The organism is Cellulomonas sp. NEAU-ZC6, assembly GCF_056844425.1.
Genome location: NZ_JBXFYH010000001.1, coordinates 865,043 through 887,531, shown reverse-complemented (window position 1 = coordinate 887,531; position 22,489 = coordinate 865,043). Strand labels below are relative to the sequence as shown.

At 76.0% G+C, this 22,489-nt stretch carries 15 protein-coding genes; 8 read left to right on the top strand and 7 right to left on the bottom strand.

Annotated elements, in window-relative coordinates:
- Positions 1 to 12: 12 nt before the first annotated feature.
- Positions 13 to 1,191, bottom strand: a complete 1,179-nt coding sequence (gene solA / locus AC1050_RS04080) for an N-methyl-L-tryptophan oxidase (protein ID WP_482386097.1) — start codon at positions 1,189 to 1,191, stop codon at positions 13 to 15.
- Positions 1,188 to 2,156, bottom strand: a complete 969-nt coding sequence (locus AC1050_RS04075; RefSeq protein WP_482386096.1) for a PfkB family carbohydrate kinase — start codon at positions 2,154 to 2,156, stop codon at positions 1,188 to 1,190. Before AC1050_RS04075 ends, solA begins: the two co-directional genes overlap by 4 nt.
- A 490-nt stretch (positions 2,157 to 2,646) precedes the next feature.
- Between AC1050_RS04075 and AC1050_RS04070 the strand changes: the two genes are divergently transcribed.
- From AC1050_RS04070 to AC1050_RS04050, 5 genes are all read left to right on the top strand, one after another.
- Positions 2,647 to 3,948 (top strand): ABC transporter substrate-binding protein, encoded by a 1,302-nt coding sequence (locus AC1050_RS04070; RefSeq protein ID WP_482386095.1) that lies wholly within the window; start codon positions 2,647 to 2,649, stop codon positions 3,946 to 3,948.
- A 90-nt stretch (positions 3,949 to 4,038) separates the two neighbouring features.
- The gene (locus AC1050_RS04065) at positions 4,039 to 4,986 is read left to right on the top strand and encodes a carbohydrate ABC transporter permease (RefSeq protein WP_482386094.1); all 948 of its coding nucleotides are present in this window, start codon (positions 4,039 to 4,041) and stop codon (positions 4,984 to 4,986) included.
- Positions 4,983 to 5,891, top strand: a complete 909-nt coding sequence (locus tag AC1050_RS04060; protein WP_482386093.1) for a carbohydrate ABC transporter permease — start codon at positions 4,983 to 4,985, stop codon at positions 5,889 to 5,891. The genes AC1050_RS04065 and AC1050_RS04060 overlap by 4 nt, the downstream gene beginning before the upstream one ends.
- Complete coding sequence (locus AC1050_RS04055) at positions 5,888 to 10,390, top strand: alpha-galactosidase (RefSeq protein WP_482386092.1); 4,503 nt, start codon at positions 5,888 to 5,890, stop codon at positions 10,388 to 10,390. Before AC1050_RS04060 ends, AC1050_RS04055 begins: the two co-directional genes overlap by 4 nt.
- A gap of 17 nt (positions 10,391 to 10,407) precedes the next feature.
- The gene (locus AC1050_RS04050) at positions 10,408 to 11,412 is read left to right on the top strand and encodes a LacI family DNA-binding transcriptional regulator (RefSeq protein WP_482386091.1); all 1,005 of its coding nucleotides are present in this window, start codon (positions 10,408 to 10,410) and stop codon (positions 11,410 to 11,412) included.
- A 144-nt stretch (positions 11,413 to 11,556) separates the two neighbouring features.
- Here AC1050_RS04050 and AC1050_RS04045 read toward each other — a convergent pair whose 3' ends face one another.
- Both AC1050_RS04045 and AC1050_RS04040 read right to left on the bottom strand, forming a co-directional pair.
- A complete protein-coding gene (locus AC1050_RS04045; protein WP_482386090.1) occupies positions 11,557 to 13,716 on the bottom strand; it encodes an Ig-like domain-containing protein in 2,160 nt (719 codons plus the stop codon).
- A 115-nt stretch (positions 13,717 to 13,831) separates the two neighbouring features.
- Positions 13,832 to 13,972 carry a hypothetical protein gene (locus AC1050_RS04040; RefSeq protein WP_482386089.1) on the bottom strand — a complete coding sequence of 47 codons (141 nt, stop codon included), beginning with the start codon at positions 13,970 to 13,972 and terminating at the stop codon, positions 13,832 to 13,834.
- 320 nt (positions 13,973 to 14,292) lie between these two features.
- Between AC1050_RS04040 and AC1050_RS04035 the strand changes: the two genes are divergently transcribed.
- On the top strand, positions 14,293 to 15,735 hold the full coding sequence (locus AC1050_RS04035) for an outer membrane protein assembly factor BamB family protein (RefSeq protein ID WP_482386088.1): 1,443 nt from the start codon (positions 14,293 to 14,295) through the stop codon (positions 15,733 to 15,735).
- A gap of 22 nt (positions 15,736 to 15,757) precedes the next feature.
- Here the strand turns inward: AC1050_RS04035 and AC1050_RS04030 are convergent, their stop codons facing one another.
- From AC1050_RS04030 to AC1050_RS04020, 3 genes are all read right to left on the bottom strand, one after another.
- Positions 15,758 to 16,156, bottom strand: a complete 399-nt coding sequence (locus AC1050_RS04030; RefSeq protein WP_482386087.1) for a hypothetical protein — start codon at positions 16,154 to 16,156, stop codon at positions 15,758 to 15,760.
- A 335-nt stretch (positions 16,157 to 16,491) separates the two neighbouring features.
- Entirely contained in the window at positions 16,492 to 17,703 is a 1,212-nt protein-coding gene (locus tag AC1050_RS04025; RefSeq protein WP_482386086.1) for an alpha-hydroxy acid oxidase, read from the bottom strand.
- 27 nt (positions 17,704 to 17,730) lie between these two features.
- Positions 17,731 to 19,773, bottom strand: a complete 2,043-nt coding sequence (locus AC1050_RS04020) for a bifunctional aldolase/short-chain dehydrogenase (protein ID WP_482386085.1) — start codon at positions 19,771 to 19,773, stop codon at positions 17,731 to 17,733.
- Between the two features lie 178 nt (positions 19,774 to 19,951).
- Between AC1050_RS04020 and AC1050_RS04015 the strand changes: the two genes are divergently transcribed.
- Together AC1050_RS04015 and rhaI are read left to right on the top strand one after the other, a co-directional pair.
- Positions 19,952 to 20,974: a LacI family DNA-binding transcriptional regulator gene (locus tag AC1050_RS04015; protein ID WP_482386084.1), complete on the top strand. Its 1,023-nt coding sequence runs from the start codon at positions 19,952 to 19,954 to the stop codon at positions 20,972 to 20,974.
- A gap of 346 nt (positions 20,975 to 21,320) precedes the next feature.
- Positions 21,321 to 22,487, top strand: coding sequence for an L-rhamnose isomerase (rhaI, locus tag AC1050_RS04010; RefSeq protein WP_482386083.1), 1,167 nt, complete (start codon positions 21,321 to 21,323; stop codon positions 22,485 to 22,487).
- The last annotated feature ends 2 nt before the right edge of the window (positions 22,488 to 22,489 follow it).

The following is a 22,489-nucleotide window of genomic DNA, read 5'->3' as shown; positions in this document are numbered from 1 at the left end:
CCCGCACGCCCGTCAGGCGTGCAGCCCGAACTCCGCCGGGTACGCCGGGTCGGTGATGGCGGGCCGCGTGAGCGAGAACGCCGCGATGTCGTGCTCGGTGCTCCCGGTGGTCACCAGGTCGGCCAGCACGGAGCCCGCCAGGCTCGCGAACTTGCCGCCGTGCCCCGCGCCGTTGAACACCGCGACGTGCGGGTGGCCGGGCACGGTGTCGAGCACGAACTCGCGGTCCGCGGGCATGTCGTACACGCACACCGCGCTGCGCATGGCGGGCCCGGCCGCTCCGGGCAGGTGCGCGGCGAGGAACCGCCGGGACGCCTCCGTCGTCGCGGGGTCCGGCCGGTGCGTCCGGCCGTCGCTGGTGACGAAGTGCCCGCGCATGTCCCGGGCGATCTTCACGGCGGCCTCGCCGTAGACCGGGAACCCGTACATGACCTCGTCGCCGTGCCAGACCCAGATCGGGAACCGCTCGGGGGTGAACTCCGGCAGCCGCGCCGAGGCGACGTAGTCGACCTGCTCCTCGGACAGCGTCAGCCGGTAGTCCAGCCCCAGGTCGGGCATCAGGTCGCCCAGCCAGGACGCCGCCGCGACCACCAGCGCACCGGCCTCGACCGCGCCGTCGGAGGTGCGCACCGTCACGGCGTCGTCCCGGACGTCGACGCCGGTGACGCGGGTGCGCGGCCGGAACTCGACCCCCGCGGCGAGCGCGAGCGCGGTGTGCGCGGACACCGAGCGGCGGATGTCGATCAGGCCCGCGTCCGCCTGGAGCAGCGCCGTCGTGCCGTCCGGCACCCGCCACTGCGGGTACCGCGCGCGCAGCTCCGCCGTGCCCAGGTCCTCGTACACGGCGCCGCCCGCGTCCATCGCGTCGCGGAACACGGCCAGCCGGTCGCTGCCGTCGGCCGCCGGGGGCGCCAGGTCCAGCCCGCCGGTGCGGACCAGCACCTGCAGGCCGGAGTCGCGCTGGACCTGCTCCCACGCGGCGAACATCGCGTCGGTCAGCCGCACGTACTCCGGCCGGTGGTAGCTGCGCCGGATGATGCGCGAGTGGTCGCCCGACGACCCCAGGGAGTTGACCAGGTCGAACTGCTCGAGCACCAGGACGCGCTCGGCCCCGGCGCGGGCGAGCCAGTGGGCGGCGGCCGAGCCGACGGCCCCGGCCCCGATGACGACGTGCGAGTACGTGCGGGTCACGCGCCGTACGGTAGCCGCCCCGCGCGCGCCGCCTCCGCCGCGACCGCGTCCCGGTCCAGATCCGGCCGCCCGCCCGCGTGCCCGACGGCGCGGCGCGCGGCGACGGCGGCCCACCAGGCGGCCTGCTCCGGCGTCCGGCCGGTCAGCAGCGCGACGGCGAGCGCGGCCACGGTGCTGTCGCCGGCACCGGTCGGGTCGACGGGGTCCTCGCCGAGCAGCGGGGTGCGCACGTGCCCGCCGGCCCACGCGACCACGTCGCCGTCCGCGCCGGCCGCCAGCGCGGCCACCCGCGCCCCGCGCCCGACCAGCTCGGCAGCCGCCTCGGTGGCGTCGCCGGCGCCCTCGACCGGCCGTCCCACCAGCGCGGCGGCCTCGGCGTCGTCGGCCCGCAGCACCGCCCCGGCCGCGAGCAGGGCGTCGCGCAGCCCCTCGTCGGGCGGTGCGCCGTCCGCCACGACCAGCACGTCGTGGCCGGCGACCTCCGCCAGGGCGGCGCGCACCGCCTCGGCGGGCTGCTGCAGCTGGAGCAGGACCGCGTCGGCGGCGCGCAGCAGCGGGCCCGCGGCCCGGACGTCGTCGGCGGTGAGCAGCACGGGCGGCTCGACGTGCTCCAGCAGCCGGCGCTCGCCGGGCGGCCCGACGACGTCGACGAGCAGCGCGGTCCGGGCGCCGGCGCGCGTCACGACGGCGGACACGTCGATCCCCGCGGCGCGGGCCTCGTCGGTGACCCGGCGGCCGGCGTCGTCGTCACCCACCACGCCGACCAGCGCTGCGTCGGCACCGAGCTGCCGGCAGGCGCGCGCCTGGTTCGCCCCCTTGCCGCCGAGCACCTCGACCCGCCGGCAGACGTCGGCCGACGCCCCGGCCCCGGGCAGGTGGTCGACGGTCAGCACGAGGTCCCGCCCCACCTGGCCGACCACGACGACCCGGGGCCGCGCGGCACCGGCTGCGGGGGAGGAGACCATGCTCTGCACCCTGGCACCGCGCCCGCCGCGCCGCACGCGCACCGGCGGGCGCGGCGCGACCGGCGCCCCGACGCCGACGTGCGCTGCGCCCGCGCCGCCCGGGCCGCCCGCGCCGCCCGGGCTGCGCGCGGCCGCGTCGCCCACCGATTCTCGCGTCGCCCACCGATCTTTCGGTAGGCGACGCGAGAAGACGTGGGCGTGGGCGCGAGCCGGGGCGGGGGTGCGGCGCGGGCGCGGGCAGCGGCGCACCGCTCCAGGTGCGCCGTGAGCAGGGTGGTTGTCGTGGCGCAGATCACTTGATAGCGTTATCACGCCGCGTGATAGCGATTTCAGACCGTGCAGCGATGCCCGAACCCTGACATCCCGCGGCCCGGCCTGACGGTCCACCGACGGACCGCAGGGCCACGAGCTCCTCGACGACGATGACGATGGACGGAGACCCCACGTGCACGCGAACCGATCTGCCCGGACCCGCACCCGCACCCTCGCGGTGGCCGCTGCGGCAAGCGCCGCGCTGCTGCTCACGAGCTGTGCCGGCGGCAGCATCAACGGCGGCAGCGACGACGGCGGCAGCGGCGACGCGGCCGCGTGGAACGACGCCACCGCGGACCTGACCGGCGTGACCATCACGTTCGGCGGCGGGACGGCCGGCGGTCCCCTGGACGGCGCCATCGCGGCGTTCGAGGAGGAGACCGGCGCCACCGTCGAGCGCACCACCTACCCCGACCCCTACGAGCAGAACCTGCAGACCCGCGTGGCCACCGGCGACGTCCCGGACCTCGCGTCCTGGCAGCCGACCACCAGCATGCTGACCTCGCTGCAGGCGCCGAACAACCTGCTGCCGCTGGACGACGCGCCCTGGCTCGACTCCCTCGACCCCGCCGTGCGGGACATCGCCGGGTTCGTCGGCGACACCCGGTACGCGGCGATCACGAGCTCGCCGTCGGTGATGGGCGTCTACTACAACAAGGCGCTGTTCGAGGAGCACGGCATCACGGAGCTGCCGCAGAGCTGGGACGAGATGGTCGAGGTCGCACGGACGATCGCGGCGGGCGGCGACACGGCGTTCATCGAGGCCGGCGGCGCGCAGTGGCCGACCCAGTGGGCCGTCCAGATGCAGCTGGCCGAGGCAGCGCAGGACGGGCTGTGGGACGACGTCAACACGAACGCCACGACGTTCGCCGACCCGCCGATCATCGACGCGATCACCGAGTACCAGTCGCTGGTCTCCGAGGGCCTGTTCAACGACGACCTGAAGACCGCGCTGTTCGAGGACCAGGCCGCACAGCTGTTCGACGGCCAGGGTGCCATGGTGCTGCAGGTCAACGCGCTGCTCGAGCAGCTGCTCACCCAGCACGACGCGGCGGAGATCGACGCGAACCTCGGCTGGTTCCCGATCTCCGGCGAGGGCACGGTCGCCACGACGATCCCGGACAACAAGAACGGCATCGTCGTGTTCAAGACGGGCGACGCCGAGCGCGAGGCCGCGGCCAAGCAGTTCCTCACGTTCCTGATGACCGACTACTACCCGACGTTCATCGAGGACGGTGGCCTGGTGTCCATCGAGCCGGACGTGGCGAACCCGGACACGGTGCCGCAGCTCGCCCAGGACATCGCCGCGTCGCTGGAGAACTCGGTCGGGTCGATGCAGTCGCTGGCGATCGCCAACCCCGACCTGTTCATCAACCTGGCGTCGCTGCTGTACGGCGAGATGACGCCGGAGCAGGTCGCCGACGCGACGCAGCAGCAGTTCGCCCAGCTCGCCCAGGCCCAGGGCGCCGAGGGCTTCTGACCCGGCCGCGGGGCGCCTGTGCCCACGTCGCACCGGCGCCCCGCCCGGCAGACCCACCCCCCCGACCCACCCCGCAGCGAGGGACCGACGATGACCACCTCCGCGCCCGCACCGGCCCGCCCCGCACCCGCGGTGCCCGACCGGCCCCCGACCCCCGCCGCCCGACGCCGCCGGAAGGCGACCGGCTACCCGTCCTGGATGCTCTGGCCCGCGTTCGCCGCGATGCTCGTGTTCTTCCTCGTGCCGACGCTGCTCAACTTCGTCTACGCGTTCACCGACTGGTCGGCGTTCCGGCAGGGGTTCTCGTTCATCGGGACCGACAACTTCACGCGGCTGTTCGCCGACGGCTCGCTGCTCTCGGCGCTGCGCGTGACGCTGATCTGGGCCGTGCTGGTGGCGGTCATGCAGAACGGGTTCGGCTTCCTGCTGGCCCTGCTGCTGGAGCGCGACTCGCGCGTCAACCGCGGCGCGCGCATCGCGTTCTTCGTCCCGGTGCTGCTGTCGCCGCTGGCCGTGGGCTACGTGTTCCAGGCGCTGCTGCGCCCGGACGGCGCCCTCAACGGCGTGCTCGGCGCGCTCACCGGGTCGGACGTCGCGATCCCGTGGCTCGGCAGCACGACGTGGACGATCGTCGTGGTGTCGGTGGTGCAGGCCTGGAAGTGGATGGGCCTGTCGATGCTGATCTTCATGGCCGGCCTCAAGACCATGCCGACCGACGTCCTGGAGGCGGCGCGGATCGACGGCGCCAGCTGGTGGCGCACGCTGTGGAGCGTCCGGTTCCCCCTGCTGGCCCCCGCGGTCACGTTCAACGTGGCGACCGCGCTGCTGGGGTCGATGAACGGGTTCGACACCGTGCAGGCGCTGACCCTCGGCGGGCCGGCGCGCAGCACCGAGGTGCTGAACATCTTCATCTTCCGCACGTTCGGCCAGGGGCTGTACGCCCAGGCCACGACGATGAGCCTGGTGCTGTTCCTGACCGTGGTCGTCATCGCCCTGCCCGTGATCATGTTCCTGCGCCGTCGGGAGAACGTCCTGTGACCGCCACGCCCGCCACCCTGGCCGCCCCCGCGGCCCGTCAGCCCGACCGGCGCCCGCGCCGGCGCACGCCCGCGGGCGACCGCCGGACCGCCGTGCGCGTGGTCCACGACGTGTTCGTCGTGCTGCTCGCCCTCGTCGTGGTCGGCGTCCCGCTCTGGCTGGTGCTGGTCACCGCCGGCAAGACCACCGGCGAGGCGCAGCGGCCCGACCTGTCCCTGCCCACCGAGTGGGCGCTCGGCGCCAACGTCCGCCAGGTGATGGACCAGGGGGAGGTGCTGGTCGCGCTCGGCGGCAGCCTGCTCGTCACCGTGCCGGCCGTCGTGCTGCTGCTGGTGCTCGGCTCGGCCGCGTCCTGGGTGCTCGCCCGCCGCACGGGCCGGCTGAACGCGGTGCTCTACACGGTCGGGATCAGCAGCATCGTGCTGCCGCCCGCGGTCATCACCACGGTGCTGACGGTCCGCAGCCTCGGCCTGCAGGGCACCGCGGTGGGCATGGTCGGCGTCTACACCGGCATGTTCATGGGCACGGTGATCTTCTTCGTCACCGGGTTCGTGCGGAACCTGCCGGTCGAGCTGGAGGAGGCGGCCCGCCTGGACGGGACCACCCCGTTCCAGCTGTTCACCCGGATCGTGCTGCCGATGCTCCGCCCGGTCATCGCGACCGCGGCGATCCTGACCACGCTGTCCATCTGGAACGAGGTCTTCTACACGTTCTTCGTGCTCGGCGGCGGGGACACCACCACGCTGCCGCTCAACCTGTACCAGGTCGCCAGCGCGGCCCAGTACGTCAACAACTGGAACCTGATCTTCACCTATGTGGTCCTCATGAGCCTGCCCATGATCATCGTGTTCGCCGTGGCCCAGCGCCGGATCATCTCCGGCGTCACCTCGGGAGCCGTCAAGTGAGCGCCGACGTCACGACCGCCACCGGGACGGTCGCCCTGGTGAACGACGTGCTCGAGCTGGTCCTCGCCCACGACGCCGGCAGCCCGGTGCGGGTCCTCCGGCTCGGCGCGCCCGGTGCCGGGCACGAGCTGCCCGGGACGCAGCCGGTCGTCGAGCTGGTCACCGTCGACGGCGGCCGGACCCCGGCGTCCGACCGGCTCGCCGGCGGGACGGTGTCCGCCCGGCTGCGGCACACCGGTCACCGGCTGGAGCGCGACGGCGCCCGCCAGGTGCTCGTCGTCGAGCAGGCGGAGGACGGCGGTTCGCTGCGCGTCACGCTGCGCCTGGAGCTGTGGGACGGGGTCGCCGCCGTGCGAGCCCGCGCCACCACGTCGGTCGCCGACGACGCCGACGGGCCGCGGCAGCTGCTCGCCGTCACGCCGCTGGCGCTCGCGGTCGGCGTCGGCGGCACCGGCGACCCGGACGCGCTCGCGGTGAGCCTGGCCGAGAACCAGTGGATCGGCGAGAGCCGGTGGCGCACCCAGCCGCTGCGCACGGCGGGGCTGCCGGACCTGCGGCTCGCGGCGCACGGCGGCACCGGTGCGCGCGGTGGCCTGTCGCGGACGTCGCGGGGGCTGTGGTCCACGGGCGACAGCCAGCCCGTCGGTGTGCTGACGTCGACCGCCGCGGACGGGGAGCGCCCCGCGTGGGCGTGGCAGGTCGAGAGCACCGCGGGCTGGCGGTGGGAGGTCGGCGAGCACGCCACGGGCGCCTACCTCGCGCTGGCGGGTCCGACGGACGTGGACCACGGGTGGAGCCTGCGGCTGGGACCGGGGGAGCAGCACGTCTCGCCCGCGGTCGCGGTGTCCGTCGGCGCGGACCTGGAGGCCGCCGTGGCCGGGCTGACCGGGGTGCGGCGGGCCGTGCGCCGGCCGCACCCGGACGTCACCGGGCTGCGGGTGGTGTTCAACGACTACATGAACACGCTGATGGGCGACCCGACGACCGCGAAGGTGCTGCCGCTGGTGGACGCCGCGGCGGACGCGGGCGCCGAGGTGTTCTGCATCGACTGCGGCTGGTACGACGACACCGACGGCTGGTGGTGGAGCGTCGGCGAGTGGCAGCCGTCCACGACCCGGTTCCCGGGCGGCCTCGCCGAGCTGATCGACCGGATCCGCGACCGCGGGCTCGTCGCCGGCCTCTGGCTCGAGCCCGAGGTGGTCGGGGTCAGCAGCCCCGTCGCGGACCGGCTGCCCGACGACGCGTTCCTGCAGCGCCACGGGCAGCGGCTGGTCGAGCACGGCCGGTACCACCTCGACCTGCGGCACCCCGCGGCGCGCGCGCACGTCGACGAGGCCGTCGACCGGCTGGTGGGCATGGGTGTCGGGTTCTTCAAGCTCGACTACAACATCAACCCGGTCGCGGGCACCGACGTCGGCGCGGACAGCCCCGCGGAGGGCCTGGTCGGGCACGCGGCCGCGCACCGCGACTGGCTGACGGGCGTCCTGGACCGGCACCCGGACCTGATCGTGGAGAACTGCTCCTCGGGCGCCATGCGTGCCGACCCGGAGCTGCTGCGGCTGGTCACGCTGCAGTCGACCTCGGACCAGCAGGACCCGCTTGCGTACCCGCCGATCGCGGCGTCGGCACCGCTAGCGATGCTGCCCGAGGTGGCCGGCAGCTGGGCGTACCCGCAGCCGGAGATGTCCGACGAGCAGATCGCGTTCACGATGTGCACCGGCATGCTCGGCCGGCTGTACCTGTCGGGGCGCCTGGACGGGATGACCGTGCCGCAGCGCTCGCTGGTCGCCGAGGCGGTCGCGGCGCACAAGCGGCTGCGCGCCGACGTGGCGGCGGGTCTGCCGCGCTGGCCGCTCGGCGTGGCGCAGTGGGACCGGCCCTGGGTCGCCGCGGCGGTCGACGCCGCGGACGCCACGCACCTGACGCTGTGGCGGCGGCCCGGTGCGGACGGGACCGTCGAGGTGCCGCTGCCGCAGCACCGCGGGCACGACCTGGTCGTCACCACCACGTTCCCGACCCGGCTGACCGCCTGGTCGACCGCGTGGGACGCGGCGCGCGGCGTGCTCACCGTCGACGCGGTCGGGGACGAGCCCGCGGCCCGGACCCTGCGCCTGACCCGCGGCGCGCCCACGCAGCGGGCGTCCGCCGACCTGGCCGCGCGCACGGCGCCCGTGCACGGCGGCGCGACCGGGATGCTCTACGGCCTGGTCGAGCCCGGGGTCCCGGGCGCGGCGCTGCTGGCCGGCGTGCGCCCCCGGACCGTCGCGCAGAAGTCGCCCGGTGGGCTGCAGCACCCCGGTGGCGACGCCCTGGAGCTGCTCGACGGGTTCGTCGCCGCCGGCGGCGAGGACGTCTACGTCTACGTGCAGGACGCGTTGACCCGGTGGCCGTACGAGGAGGTCGGGATCGGGGCGTACCTGCAGGTGCTGCGCGACGCGGTGCGCGCCACCGCCGGCCACCCCGAGCGGGACCGGCTGGTGTGGGTGCCGTTCAACGAGCCGGACTGGATCTGGTACGCCGACTGGTCGCCCGCGGGACGGGACCGGTTCCTCGCCGACTGGGACGCGGCGGTCGCCGTGATCCGGGCCGAGCACCCGGGTGGCCGGATCGCGGGGCCGAACGAGGCGGACTACCACCCGCGGCGGGTCCGGGACCTCCTGACCCACGCGCAGCGGCACGGCACGCTGCCGGACGTGATCGCCTGGCACGAGCTCCAGCCGCGCACGATGGAGACCTACCGCGCGCACCACGCGCACCTGCGTGCGCTCGAGGCGGAGCTGGGCCTGGACCCGGCTCCGGTCAACATCGACGAGTACGGCAACCGCCGCGACATGTCGGTGCCCGCGCAGCTGCTGCTGTGGGCCGAGGCGTTCGAGACCACGCAGGTGGACGCGGACCTCGCGTACTGGACGCTCGCGGGCAACCTCGACGACCACGCGGTGGGGGCCGCCCGGCCGAACGCGGGCTGGTGGCTGCTGCACTGGTACGCGTCGCTGCGCGGCTCGACCGTCGCGACGACCGTGCCGCACCCGGGGGTCCGGGACTCGCTGCGGGTGCTCGCCGCGGTCGACGACGACGGTGCGGCCACCGCGCTGGTCGGCGGCACCGCGGACGACGTCGAGCTCACCGTGTCCGGGCTGGCACCGGGCGCGCGGTACCGGCAGCGCACGGCGGTCGTGACGTGGAGCGGGTACCAGGGCGTGCTGGAGGCGCCGTCGGTGGTCGGCGACGGCCTGGTCACCGCGGGGCCGGACGGCGTGGCCGTCGTGCGGCTGGCCGGGGGCGACCCGACCGCGGTCCACCGGGTCGACCTGCTGCCGGCGGGTGCGGCGGCCGGGTCCGGGGACGGGCCCGGGCCGTGGCTCACCACCGTCGGCGTCGACCCCGCGCGCGTCGCGTCCGGCGAGCTGGTCCGGCACGGCGACGACCCGCAGCACTACCACGGCACCGGGCCGGTCTCGGTGCTCGCCCTCGCCCCCGGCCAGGGCTCCGTGGCCTTCGACGTCACCGTGCCGGCCGACGGCGAGTACGCGGTCGGCGTCGGCTACGGCACGGCCGGGGTGCCCGCGTCCGCGCGGCTGCGCGTGGACGGCGGCGCGGCGCACGCGCTGCACCTGCCCGCGACGCTCGAGCCGCGGTACACGGCACGCGTCGACGTCCCGGTCCGGCTGACCGCCGGGTCGCACACCGTCGAGGTGTCCGGCGCCGACGTGCCGCTCGCCGTCGACCACGTCCGGGTCCGGGCCGTCGTGCGCGGGCCGGCCCGGTACGACGCCGTGCTCGCCCGCCGCACGCCGGGCGTCACGGCCTCGGGCGCCTGGGAGGTGGCCGTGCCCGCGGGCGCCGGGCTGACGTTCTTCGTCGTCGCGCCCCAGGCCGGCACCTACGCCGTCCGGGTGGTCGGGGACGGCGCGGCCGAGCTGCGCGTCGACGGCCGGGTGCTGGGCACCGGCGACCTGGTCGCGCTCCCCGCGGGCGTCGTCCAGGTCGGGGTCCGGGCCGTCGACGGCCCGGTCCGCGTGGCGGCGGTCGAGGTCGAGGCGGTCGCGGACGTCGTCGCGCTGCACGTCGGCGCCCGGGACCTGACGCCCGCCGGTGACGCGCACCTGGCCGACGGCGTCGTCGTCGGGCTGACCCCGGCCGGGTCCGTGCGGGTCGACGTCGCGGGCCTGCCGGCGGGGGAGTACGCCGTGACGCTCGCCGCCGCCAACGCCCACCGGTTGTCGGGGCACGAGTACAACACCGACGCGGTGGTGCAGCACGTGCGCGTCGGCCAGGCGGGCCGCGAGGTGCTCGTGCCGGTGCACCACACCGTGCACGCGGCGTCGACCGACGAGGTCACGGCGGTCGTGCGGCTGGACGTCGACGGCGGGCCGCTGGTGGTCGCGGGCGCCGACGTGCGGCCGGGCCCGGGCGCCGCGCTCGCCTCCGTGACGCTCCGGCGGTGGTCCGTCCCGGGCGACGCGCCCGACGCCGGTGCTGGAGGAGCAGGCCGGTGACCGGCCACGATGGGGTGATGAGCAAGCCGGCCAGCATCAGCGACGTCGCCCGCGAGGCCGGCGTCTCGGTGCCGACCGTGTCGCGGGTGCTGACCGGTGCTGCCCGGGTGAGTCCCGAGCGGCGCCAGCGGGTGCTCGACGCGATCGAGGTGCTCCGGTACCGCCCGAGCGCCACGGCCCGGGCCCTGGTGACCGGGCGCCGGGACCAGGTCGCGGTGATGACCTCGGAGACGGCGGTGCACGGGTACTCGACCACCATCAAGGGCGTCGAGACCGCGGCGCGCGCCGCCGGGCACCCGGTCGTCATCTCCGTGGTCGAGAGCACCGACCCCGACGAGATCGACCGTGCCGTCCAGGTGGTGCTGCAGCTGCCGCTGGCCGGTGTGGTCGTGCTGAAGTTCGACGCGGTGGGCGTCGCCGTGCTGGACGCGCTGCCCGGTGACGTCCCGGTGGTCGCGGTGTCCGGCGAGGCCGACGGCACGCACCCGCAGGTGGTGCTGGACGAGGAGTCCGCCGCGGCGGAGCTGACCCGGTACCTGCTGGACCTCGGCCACCGGACGGTGCACCACGTGGCCGTGCCGCCGTCCCGCGCCGAGGACGGGCGCACCACCGGCTGGCGCCGCACCCTGGAGGCCGCCGGCCTGCCGGTGCCGCCGGTGCGGCTCGCCGACTCGTTCGACGCGCGCTCGGGCGTCGTGCTCGGGCGGGAGCTCGGCGCGGACCCCGAGGTGACGGCGGTGTTCTGCGGCAACGACGAGGTCGCGATGGGGGTCATCCGCGGCCTCGAGGAGGCCGGACGCCGGGTGCCGGACGACGTCAGCGTGGCCGGGTTCGACGACCACCCGCTGGCGGCGGTGTGGCGACCGGGGCTCACCACCGTGCACCAGGACTTCCAGGCGCTCGGGGAGCGGGCGTTCGGGCTGCTGGCCGCCCAGCTCGCGGGTGACCGCCAGCCGACGCTGTCCTCGGACCTGCCGTGGCTGGTCCGCCGCGGCAGCGCCGCCGCACCGCGCCGCGGCTGACATCCCGCCGCGTCGCGCCCGCACCGGCGCGGTACCGCGTCGCCCGCGGATTCTCGCGTTCCCCACCGGGATCGTGGTGGACGACGCGAGAATCGGCTGGGGACGTGGCTGGCGACAGGGCGGGGGCGGGCGCCGCCGCGCGGGTCAGCCGGCCGTGGTGCGGCGGCGGGTGCGCAGGCGGAGGGCCGCGAGGCCGGTGGCCAGCAGCGCCGTCGCGGTGCCGAGCAGGGCCAGGGCGTCCGCGCCGGTGCTGGCCAGCGCCGCGCGGGCCGCGCGGGGCGCCGCGGCGGCGACCGGGGCTGCGCCGGGCGTCGTGGGCACCGGGGCTGCCGGGACGGGCGTGACCGGCACCACGGGCGCGACCGGCGCGACGGGCGCGGCCGGAGTCGCGGGACCGGTCTCGACCGCGAACGCCGCCGACAGCGCCGCGGCCGCGCCCGCGTTGCCTGCGAGGTCGGTCACCCCGGGCAGGTCCAGCCGGATCGTGAGCGCCTCCGACCGCACGCCCGCGTCCGGCGTGAACGTCGCCGTCCAGGTGCGCCCGCCGTCCGCCGTGGCGAGCGCCGACAGGGTGCCGCGGGTGGCGACGAGGTGCGCGAGGGTCAGCGTCGTGACCGGCTCGGAGAACGTCACCGTCAACGTCGTCGGCCCGGTGACCCGGGTGGTGGCGAGCCGGAGCGCGGCGGTCGGGGCCACGGTGTCGACGACCAGCGGGACCGAGGACACGACGCCGGCGCCGGCGTTCCCGGCGGCGTCCACGACCGCGGCGGTGTCGACCTGCACCGACGCCGCCGTGGTCTCCGTGCCGGTGGCGGGCACGAAGGTGGCGGTCCAGGTGACGCCGCCGTCCGCCGTCGCGAGCCCGGTCAGCGTGCCGCCGGTGGTCGGGACCGCCGCGGGGGTGACGCCGGTGACGGGCTCGGAGAAGGTGAGCGTGACGGCCGCGGTCCCGCCGATCCCGAGCACCGTCGGCGCGACGTCGACCGTCGCGGTGGGGCGCCGGGTGTCGACCGCGTAGGGGTCCGAGCTCGTGGTCCCGGCGCCCGTCAGCCCGCTGACGGCGCCGCGCACGCCGGAGGCGTCCAGCGTGACCTGGTTGGTGTCGTCCTCGACGTCGGCGGCCGGCGTCAGCACGGCCGTCCAGGTGCGGCCGCCGTCGGACCCGGTCAGGGCGCCCAGCGTGCCGTTCTCGACCCGGAGGTCGGCCAGGTCCAGCCCGACGACCGGCTCGGAGAACGTGAGGGTGACGACGGCGGTGCCGCCGATCCGGAGCGTCGGCTCGGACACGTCGACCGTGGCCGTGGGCGCGCCGGTCCGGACGGCGTAGGCGTTGGACAGCGCCGTGCCGACGTTGACGTTGCCCGCCAGGTCGGCGACGGAACCCGCGTTCAGCGTGACCTGGTTGGACGGTGCGGTGGTGCCGGCGACGGGTGTCAGCGTGGCGGTCCACGTGATGCCGCCGTCCGCGCTGGCGAGGCCGCTGAGCGTGCCGTTCTGCACCGTGAGGTCCGCGAGCGTGAAGGCGACGACCGGCTCGGAGAAGGTGATCGTCACGGTGGTGGACTCGCCGGCGCGGAGCTCGGTGTCCGCCACGACGAGGGTGCCGGTGGGCCGGCTCGTGTCGACCACGTAGCTGGTGGACCCGACCGTCCCGGTCCCCGCGTTCCCGAAGGCGTCGACGACGCCCGACAGGTCCACCGTGACGACGTTCGTGCCGTCGCTGACGCCGGCTTCGGGGGTCAGGGTGGCGGTCCACGTGATGCCGCCGTCGCTGCTGGCGAGCGCGCCGGCCGTGGCGTTCGGGACGGACAGGTCGGCGGTGGTGAACCCGCTGACGGCCTCGGAGAAGGTGATGCTGAGGACCGCGGTCTCGCCGGCGGTGAGCATCGTGTCGGTCACGACGAGCGAGGTCACGGTGGGCGGCTCGGTGTCCACCGCCATCGTCGCCGAGGACGTGCCGGAGCCGGGGACGCCGTCGTCGTCCGTGACGCCCGCGTTGCCCACGGTGACGGTGGCCGTGCCCTCGAGTCCCGGTGTCGGGGTGAACACGGCGGTGTACGTGGTGCCGCCGCCCGCCGGCGCGGAGAGGGTCCCGCCGGAGACGACGACGTCCTGCCCGTCGAAGTCGCGGACCGGCTCCGAGAACGTGAAGGTCACGGTCGCGGTGTCGCCGGCGCGCAGGCTCGCGCTGGACGTGGTGGTCGCCGACGTCGGGCTCGCGGCCAGCGCGGGCGAGGCCGCCGGCAGCAGCGGCGCCGCCACGAGGGCGAGCGTCAGGGTGACGACGGCAGGGCTGCGACGCATCGCGCGGGCCCTTCGTTCGGGTCGGCAGGTGGACCCGGTCGGGTGCCGTGGCCTGGGGTTCCGCGCCAGGCTAGGTCACCGCGGGCCGGCGGCCGAGGACCACCACCCGGACGGCTCAGTCCGAGAAGAACCCGTCCGGCCGGTCGTCGACCCGCGGCTCGGTCAGGGCCCGGGCCGGCGGCCGGCAGTGCCCGGCGGCGCTCTCGGCCGCGGTGGACGGCAGCGGCGTCGACACCCCGGCGGTCAGCGCGGCCACGTCGCCCGCCTCCTACGCCCGGACCCCACCCGGACCGCCCGCCCGCCCGCCCGGTCCCGCCACGCCCCGCCGCACCCGCACGTGGGTCGCCCCGCCCACGGATTCTCGCGTCGCCCCCCTCGAGCTCGGTGGGCGAGGCGAGAATCGGTGGGCGACACGGGCACATCGGCGGCGGGGCGGCGGGCGGCGGGTGCGCAGCCGCACGGCCGCGAGGCCGGCGGCCGGCAGGGCGGTCGCGGCACCGGGTGTCGTGCTCCGCCCGCATCATCGCCGGCGCCCGTCCGGCACCGCGCCGCCCCGGGTCGGCCTACCGTGGGGCGATGGGGTGGCGCAGCCTGGACGTCGAGCTGGTGGAGGAGCCGGGTGGCGCCCTCCCGCCGCCCGCCGCGGACCGCACCGCCGCGCGCCGGGCCACGATCGCGCGGGTGCTGCGGCGCTGGTGGCCGCTCCTGGTCGTGGTGCTCGCGGGGGTCGTCGGCTGGCAGCTGCTGGCGGAGCGGCAGGACCGGGCGGCCACGCAGGCGCTGCGGGCGACGCCCGGCGTGGTGGGCACGACCGTGGCGCCGCCGCTCACCGCGACCCCGTGGGGCGGCGCGGGGGCGCTGGCGGTCCTGGCGGACCCGGTCCGGGGCGAGGACGGCACCCTGGCGGGGCCCGTGCTGGCGCCCACCGGCGGCTGGGACGTCGTCGTGCTCGACGCCGAGGACGGCGACGAGCTCTGGCGGGCCGCCGTGACCGAGCCGGAGCCCCGTGCCGCCACCGGTGCCTTCGTCGCGTGCGAGGGGGACGGCCGTCCCGCCCGGACCCTGGCCTGCCTCGTGCAGACCGAGCGGTACGACCCGGGGCCGGGCGAGCTCGCCGTCGCCAGCCGGCTGGTGCACGTCGACCTCGTGGCCCGCACGGTCGAGCCCGTGCGGGACCTGCCGCCCGGCTCCTCGGCGGCGGTGGCGGGCGACCTGCTGGTGGCGGCGGAGAACCGGCCGGGCACGACGGGCGGCGCGGGCTCGATCGTCGTCACCGCGACCGACCTGTCCACCGGCGGTCCGCGGTGGCGCGCCGAGGTCGCGGGTGCGTTCCCCGCCGGTGCGGGCGCGCCGGCGGTCCGGTGGCGCGACGGGTACGTGCTGGTGCACGGCCCGGCCACGATGTGGGCGCTCGACCCGGCGGACGGCCGGGTGCGCGCCTCGGGCCTGGACCTGCAGGTGCTGCGGGACGGGGGGCTGGTCGACGCGCCGGGCAGCAGCGCGACCCGGCTGTTCGGCGCGGACGGAGCGCCGGCGGCGACGATCGGCGGCACCCCGCTCGGGGTGGATCCCGACGACGGCAGCGCGCCCGGGCTGCTGGTGCTCCGGGAGTACGACGGGGCTGCGGGCGGCACCCTCCGGGCGGTGGAGGCCGGGACCGGGGCGCCGGTGTGGGAGGCGGCGCTGGACCGGGACCTCGTGTCGCCGGCGGTCCTGCTCGGCGGCGTCCTCTACGTCTCGGACGGCCCGACGGTGCGGGCGCTGGACGCGAGGACCGGTGCGGCGCGGTGGGCGAGCACGGGCGGACCGGACGTGGGCGCGCGGCTCGTCTCCGACGGGGTGCACCTGATACGGGTGGAGGTCGACATGGCGACCGGCGACCAGGTGCTGGCGGCGTACGCGCTCGCGGACGGTGCGCGGACGTGGGGGGCGCCGCTGCCGGAGCAGGTCGACGCGCTGCTGGTCCTGGACGGGCGGTTGTTCGGGCAGCTCGGCAACCAGCTGTCCCGCATCGGCTGACGCACCCGGGGACGTCGCGGTCTCAGGCGACCTCGACGTGGCACCAGACGACGCGCGTGCTCCCCGGGGCCCGCTGGACGCCCCACTCGACCGCCGCGCGCAGCGCCTCCACCGCGCGCGAGCCCAGCCGCTGCGTGCCGGCAGGCCCGCGGGCGGACAGCCGGACGACCGGTCCGACGACGTCGATCTCGACGCGCACCAGGTCACCGGTCCCGGCGCGCAGCGCGGCCTCGCGAGCGAGCTCCGTCGCCACCCGGCGCACGGCGGGCCGGTGCTGCGGGGCGACGCCGGCCGCGGTCGCGCACGCGTCGACCCAGTCGCGGGCGAGCACCGGGGCGGTGTCGTCCGCGACCAGGTCCACCGCGGCGTACCAGGGCTCGCGCACCGCGGGGTGCGCGGGCAGCGCCAGGGCCGCGGTCACGCGGTCGCCCGGTGGCGGAGGTAGCTGCGGACGCCGGCGACCAGCGCCCCGGCGAGTGCGAGCGTGGACACGATCTTCAGGGGTGCGGGCACGGCGTCTCCTCGTCCTGGGTCGCGGCCCGGGCGGCGGCGACGCGTCCAGCCTGCCCCGCGCGCCCGGGATGCGGATCCGCCGGTGAGCGCATCTTCCGCTACGCCGCACGCGGTACGAGGTGGACCCGGCATCCCCCGCAGGTCGGACGCGCGTGCCCGCGACGCCCACCGGTTCTCGCTCCGCCCACCGCGATATCGGGGGGCGACGCGAGAACCGGGGGGCGACGCGCCGGCCCCGCGGGGCTACGGCAGCCGGACGTGCTGCGGGCCGAGCTCCGCCACGGTCCGGACGCCGAGCAGGGCCATCGTGCGGCGCACCTCGCGGGTGAGGATCTCCGCGGCGCGGTCGACCCCGCGCTCGCCGCCGGCCATGAGCCCGTACAGGTACGCGCGCCCGACCATGGTGGCGTCCGCACCGAGCGCCAGCGCCGCCACGACGTCGGCGCCGGACAGGATGCCGGTGTCGACCCAGACCTCGGCCCGGTCGCCGACGGCCTCCGCCACGTCCGGGAGCAGCCGCAGCGGCACGGGCGCGCGGTCCAGCTGGCGGCCGCCGTGGTTGGACAGCACGACCGCGTCGGCGCCGGCGTCGACCACGCGGCGCGCGTCCTCGACGGTCTGGATGCCCTTGATGATCAGCGGCCCGTCCCACGAGGCGCGCAGCCACTCCAGGTCCGCGATGGTCATCGTCGGGTCGAACAGCTTGTCCAGCAGCTCGGCGACGGTGCCGTCCCAGGTCTGCAGCGAGGCGAACGTCAGCGGAGCGGTGGTCAGCAGGTTGATCCACCAGGCGGGGTGGGTGCCGGCGTCGAGCACCGTCTTGACCGACAGCGCCGGCGGGATGGAGAACCCGTTGCGCGTGTCCCGTAGCCGCGCGCCCGCCACCGGCACGTCGACCGTCAGCTGCAGCGCCTCGAAGCCGGCGGCCCGGGCGCGGGCCATCAGGTCCTCGCCCGCGGACCGGTCCTTCCACACGTACAGCTGGAACCACTTGCGGGCGTCCGGCGCCTCGGCGGCGACGTCCTCGATGGACGTCGTGCCCATCGTCGACAGCGCGTAGGGGATGCCGCGGCGCTCGGCGACCCGCACCACGGCGCGCTCGCCCTCGTGGTGCATCATCCGCGTGAACCCGGTCGGGGCGAACGAGAACGGCACGGCCGCGGGCTTGCCGAGCATGTCGGTCGTGGTGTCGATCGCGGACACGTCCTGCAGGATCGACGGCTGGAACTCCACGTTGCGGAACAGCGACCGGGCGCGGCGCAGGCTGATCTCCGCCTCCGCGGCGCCGTCGGTGTAGTCGAACACCGACCGCGGCGTGCGGCGGCGGGCTACCTTCCGCAGGTCGCCGATGGTCAGGGCGTCGGCGAGGCGGCGCTCGGTGGGGTCCAGCCGGAGCGGCTTGGCGCGCAGCAGCGGCTTGAGCTCGGACCACCTCGGGATCTGGCGCTGGGTCATCGGACGATCCTCTCTCGCTCCGGCGGGTCAGCGCAGGAACGCGGCGGCGACGCCGGAGTCGACGGGCACGTGCAGTCCGGTCGTCTGCACCAGGTCGGGGCCGGTGAGGGCGACGACCGCGGCCGCCACGTGCTCGGGCAGCACCTCGCGCTTCAGCAGGGTGCGCTGCGCGTAGTAGGCGCCGAGCTCGGACTCCGGCACGCCGTAGGTGGCCGCGCGCTGGGCACCCCAGCCGCCGGCGAAGATGCCGGACCCGCGCACGACGCCGTCGGGGTTGACCCCGTTGACCCGGATGCCGTGCTCGCCCAGCTCGGCCGCGAGCAGCCGCACCTGGTGCGCCTGGTCGGCCTTGGTGGCCGAGTACGCGACGTTGTTGGGGCCGGCGAACAGCGAGTTCTTGGAGGCGATGTAGACGATGTCGCCGCCCATGCCCTGGGCGATCATCGCCCGCGCCGCCTCGCGGGAGACCAGGAACGACCCGCGGGCCATGACGTCGTGCTGCAGGTCCCAGTCGCGCGCGGTGGTCTCCAGCAGCGGCTTGGAGATGGACAGCCCCGCGTTGTTCACCACCAGGTCCACCCCGCCGAACGCCAGCACCGACTCCTGCACCAGGCGCGCGACGGCGTCCTCGTCGGTCACGTCGGCGTGCACGGCGACCGCGACGTCCGGCCCGCCGAGGGACGCCGCGACCTGCTGCGCGCCCTCCAGGTTCACGTCCGCGACCACGACGCACGCCCCCTCGGCGGCCAGCCGCTCGGCGATCGCCCTCCCGATGCCGGAGCCCGCGCCGGTGACCAGCGCCACCCGGGTCGCGAGAGGCTTCGGCTCGGGCATCCGCGCGAGCTTGGCCTCCTCGAGCGCCCAGTACTCGATGCGGAACTTCTCCGACTCCTCGATCGGCGCGTAGCTGCTGATCGCCTCGGCGCCGCGCATCACGTTGATGGCGTTGACGTAGAACTCGCCGGCGACCCGGGCGGTCTGCTTGTCCTTGCCGAACGAGAACATCCCGACGCCCGGCACCAGGACGATCGCGGGGTCCGCGCCGCGCATCGCGGGGGAGTCCGGCGTCGCGTGCCGCTCGTAGTACGCGCGGTAGTCCTCGCGGTACGCGGCGTGCAGCGCGCGCAGGCGCGCCACGGCGTCGTCGAGCGGGGCGTCGGCGGGCAGGTCCAGCACCAGCGGGGCGACCTTGGTCCGCAGGAAGTGGTCCGGGCACGACGTGCCGAGCGCCGCCAGCCGGGCCAGCTCCTCGCGCGAGGTGAAGTCGAGCACGACCTCGGAGTCGGTCCAGTGCCCCACCTGCGGCCGGTCGGTCGACGCGAGCCCGCGGATCACGGGCGCCAGGGCGGCGGCGCGGGCGCGGCGCTCGGCGTCCGGCAGCGCCGTGAAGCCGGGCCGGGTGTGCCCGAAGGGGTGCCGGCCGAGGCGGGCCGTGCGCTCCTCGATGAACTGCTCGGCCGTGCGGATGATGTGCAGCGAGCGCTCCTCGGCCTCGGCGGAGGTCGCGCCCCACGCGGTGATGCCGTGCCCGCCCAGGATGCAGCCGATCGCCTGCGGGTGGGCCCGCTGGATCGCCGCGACGTCGAGACCGAGCTGGAACCCGGGCCGGCGCCACGGCACCCAGACCACCGCGTCGCCGAAGATCTCCGCGGTCAGCGCCTCGCCGTCCGCCGACGTCGCCAGCGCGATCCCGGCGTCCGGGTGCAGGTGGTCCACGTGCGCGGCGTCGACCAGGCCGTGCATCGCCGTGTCGATCGACGGGGCCGCACCGCCGCGGCCGTGCAGGCAGTAGTCGAACGCGGCCACCATCTCGTCCTCGCGGTCGACACCGGGGTACACGTCGACCAGCGCCCGGACCCGGTCCAGCCGGAGCACCGCGAGGCCCTGCTCGGTGAGCGTGCCGAGGTCGCCGCCGGACCCCTTGACCCAGAGCAGCTCGACGTCGGTGCCGGTCACCGGGTCGGTCGCCGTGCCCTTCGCCGAGGTGTTGCCGCCCGCGTAGTTGGTCGTCCGGGGGTCGGCGCCGAGCCGGTTCGAGCGCGCGATCAGGTCGGCGGCGGGCTGCGACATCGTCGTCTCCAAGCAGTCGAGGTGCTGAATCGATTCACAACGTAGCCAGGGCGCCGGTCCGGCGTCAAGGCGGTGCCGCGCGGGTCCGGGGCCGGTCGACCCGCGCGCGGCTATGCTGCCGCGGGACGGTCGCAGCCCGCGCGCCGCCTGGCTACGCCCCGAACGCGGAGGAGCACCCGTGTCGACCTCCGCCGCCCGCCGCAGCTCGATCGGGGACGTCGCCCGCCTGGCCGGCGTGTCCGTCGGCACCGTCTCCAACGTGCTGAATCGTCCCGAGCGCGTCGCGCCGGCCACCCGCGAGCGCGTGCTCGAGGCGATCGAGCGGCTGTCGTTCGTGCCGAACGCCTCGGCCCGGCAGCTGCGCGCCGGCACGATCACCACCGTGGGCGCCATCGTGCTGGACATCCGCAACCCGTTCTTCACCGAGGTGGCGCGGGGGATCGAGGACCGGCTGACCCCGGCGGACCACACCCTGATGCTGGCCAGCTCCGACGACGACCCCGAGCGCGAGGCGCGCTACCTGCGGCTGTTCGAGGAGCACGGGGTGTCCGGCCTGCTGGTGGTGCCGACCGGCGACATCGACCCGCTGCTCGCGCTGGCCGCGCGCGGCATCCACACGGTGATGCTCGACCTGGCCTCGCCGACCGACTCCCTGGCCTCCGTCTCGGTCGACGACGTCGCCGGCGGGCGGCTGGCCGGCGAGCACCTGCTGGACCTCGGGCACCGGCGGATCCTCATGCTCAACGGCCCCCACACCATCCGGCAGTGCCGCGACCGGCTCGCGGGGCTGCAGCGCGCCGTCGAGCGCCGCGGGCTCGACCCGGACGCCGTCGTCCGCGAGGTCCGGATCCCGAGCCTGGACGCCGGGGGCGCGGCGGCCGCGTTCGCGCCGCTGCTGGACGAGGACCCCGTGCCGCACGCCGTGTTCTGCGTGAACGACCTCGCCGCCATCGGCGTGCAGCGGGAGATCCGCCGCCGCCGGCCGGAGCTGCTCGGCCGGATCGCCCTGGTCGGGTACGACGACATCGAGGTCGCCGCCGAGCTCGCCACCCCGCTCACCTCCGTGCGTCAGCCCGCGCACGACGTGGGCTGGCGCGCGGCGGACATGCTGCTGACGCGTGACGCCGACGGCGGCCGCGTCCGCGACCACGTGGTGTTCCAGCCCGAGCTGGTCGTCCGCTCCACCAGCGTCCCCGCCTGACGGCGCCCGCCCCCGCCCGCCGCGCCGCCCCCGCCCGCCGCGCCGCCCCCGCCCGCCGCGCCGCCCCCGCCCGCCACGCCGACCACGCCCGCCGCGCCGCCCCGCCCGCCGCGCCGACCTGCCCGCGCACGCTTCGCCGCGTTCCCGCTCGCCGAGATGGCACTGCGCGCCTGCGCGGCGGCGGCCGCCCGCAGGCGCGCAGTGCCATCTCGGCGCGGGCGGGCCTCGGCAGATCGATTCAGCGGGGCGGCGCCGCCACGGCCCGGCGCCCCGCCGCGGTGCGTGCTTGACCGAGCCGCACGCGTCTGAAACGATTCAGCCTCCGGTCATCCAAGGGAGGATGCTCATGACCATCGACCAGGCCGCGCTCGACCTGCTGTCCCGCCAGGCGATCGAGCTGCCGTCGTGGGCGTTCGGCAACGCCGGCACCCGGTTCAAGGTGTTCACCACGCCCGGCACCCCCCGCACCGTGCAGGAGAAGCTGGCCGACGCCGCGCAGGTGCACGCGCTGACCGGGCTGGCCCCGAGCGTCGCGCTGCACATCCCGTGGGACCAGGTCGACGACTTCGCGGAGCTGGGCCGGTACGCCGAGGGCCTCGGGGTGCGGCTGGGCACGATCAACTCGAACACGTTCCAGGACGACGACTACAAGCTCGGCTCGCTGACGCACACGGACCCGCGGATCCGGCAGAAGGCGGTCGACCACCACTACGCGTGCATCGACGTCATGCACGCCACGGGGTCGCAGGACCTGAAGATCTGGCTGCCCGACGGCACGAACTACCCGGGCCAGGGTGACATCCGCGGCCGGCAGGACCGCCTGGCGGACTCCCTGCAGCAGATCTACGCGCGGCTCGCGGACCACCAGCGGCTGGTGCTGGAGTACAAGATCTTCGAGCCGTACTTCTACACGATGGACGTCCCGGACTGGGGCACGTCGTACGCGCACGTGACGGCGCTGGGGGAGCGGGCGATGGTCTGCCTGGACACCGGCCACCACGCGCCGAGCACCAACATCGAGTTCATCGTCGCCCAGCTGCTGCGGCTGGGCCGGCTGGGGTCGTTCGACTTCAACTCGCGGTTCTACGCCGACGACGACCTGATCGTCGGGGCGGCGGACCCGTTCCAGCTGTTCCGGATCATCGCCGAGGTCGTGCGCGGCGGCGGGCTGGAGGAGGGCAGCGACGTCGCCTTCATGCTCGACCAGTGCCACAACATCGAGGACAAGATCCCCGGGCAGATCCGCTCGGTGCTCAACGTCCAGGAGATGACCGCGCGAGCGCTGCTGATCGACCAGGCCGCGCTGCGCGCCGCGCAGGACGCCGGTGACGTGCTGACCGCCAACGCGATCTACATGGACGCGTTCTACACGGACGTGCGGCCGGACCTGGCCGACTGGCGCGAGACCCGCGGGCTGCCGCGCGACCCGGTGGCGGCGTACCGCGCCTCGGGCTACGGCGAGCGCATCGCGGCCGACCGGGTCGGCGGCGCCCAGGCGGGCTGGGGCGCCTGAGC

What these genes read in the sequence shown, in the direction of transcription:
- AC1050_RS04050 (WP_482386091.1), top strand. Translation starts at nt 10,408, where the DNA reads ATGAGCAAGCCGGCCAGCATCAGCGACGTCGCCCGCGAGGCCGGCGTC.
- AC1050_RS04045 (WP_482386090.1), bottom strand. Translation starts at nt 13,716, where the DNA reads ATGCGTCGCAGCCCTGCCGTCGTCACCCTGACGCTCGCCCTCGTGGCG.
- AC1050_RS04025 (WP_482386086.1), bottom strand. Translation starts at nt 17,703, where the DNA reads ATGACCCAGCGCCAGATCCCGAGGTGGTCCGAGCTCAAGCCGCTGCTG.
- AC1050_RS04020 (WP_482386085.1), bottom strand. Translation starts at nt 19,773, where the DNA reads ATGTCGCAGCCCGCCGCCGACCTGATCGCGCGCTCGAACCGGCTCGGC.
- AC1050_RS04075 (WP_482386096.1), bottom strand. Translation starts at nt 2,156, where the DNA reads ATGGTCTCCTCCCCCGCAGCCGGTGCCGCGCGGCCCCGGGTCGTCGTG.
- AC1050_RS04065 (WP_482386094.1), top strand. Translation starts at nt 4,039, where the DNA reads ATGACCACCTCCGCGCCCGCACCGGCCCGCCCCGCACCCGCGGTGCCC.
- rhaI (WP_482386083.1), top strand. Translation starts at nt 21,321, where the DNA reads ATGACCATCGACCAGGCCGCGCTCGACCTGCTGTCCCGCCAGGCGATC.
- AC1050_RS04035 (WP_482386088.1), top strand. Translation starts at nt 14,293, where the DNA reads ATGGGGTGGCGCAGCCTGGACGTCGAGCTGGTGGAGGAGCCGGGTGGC.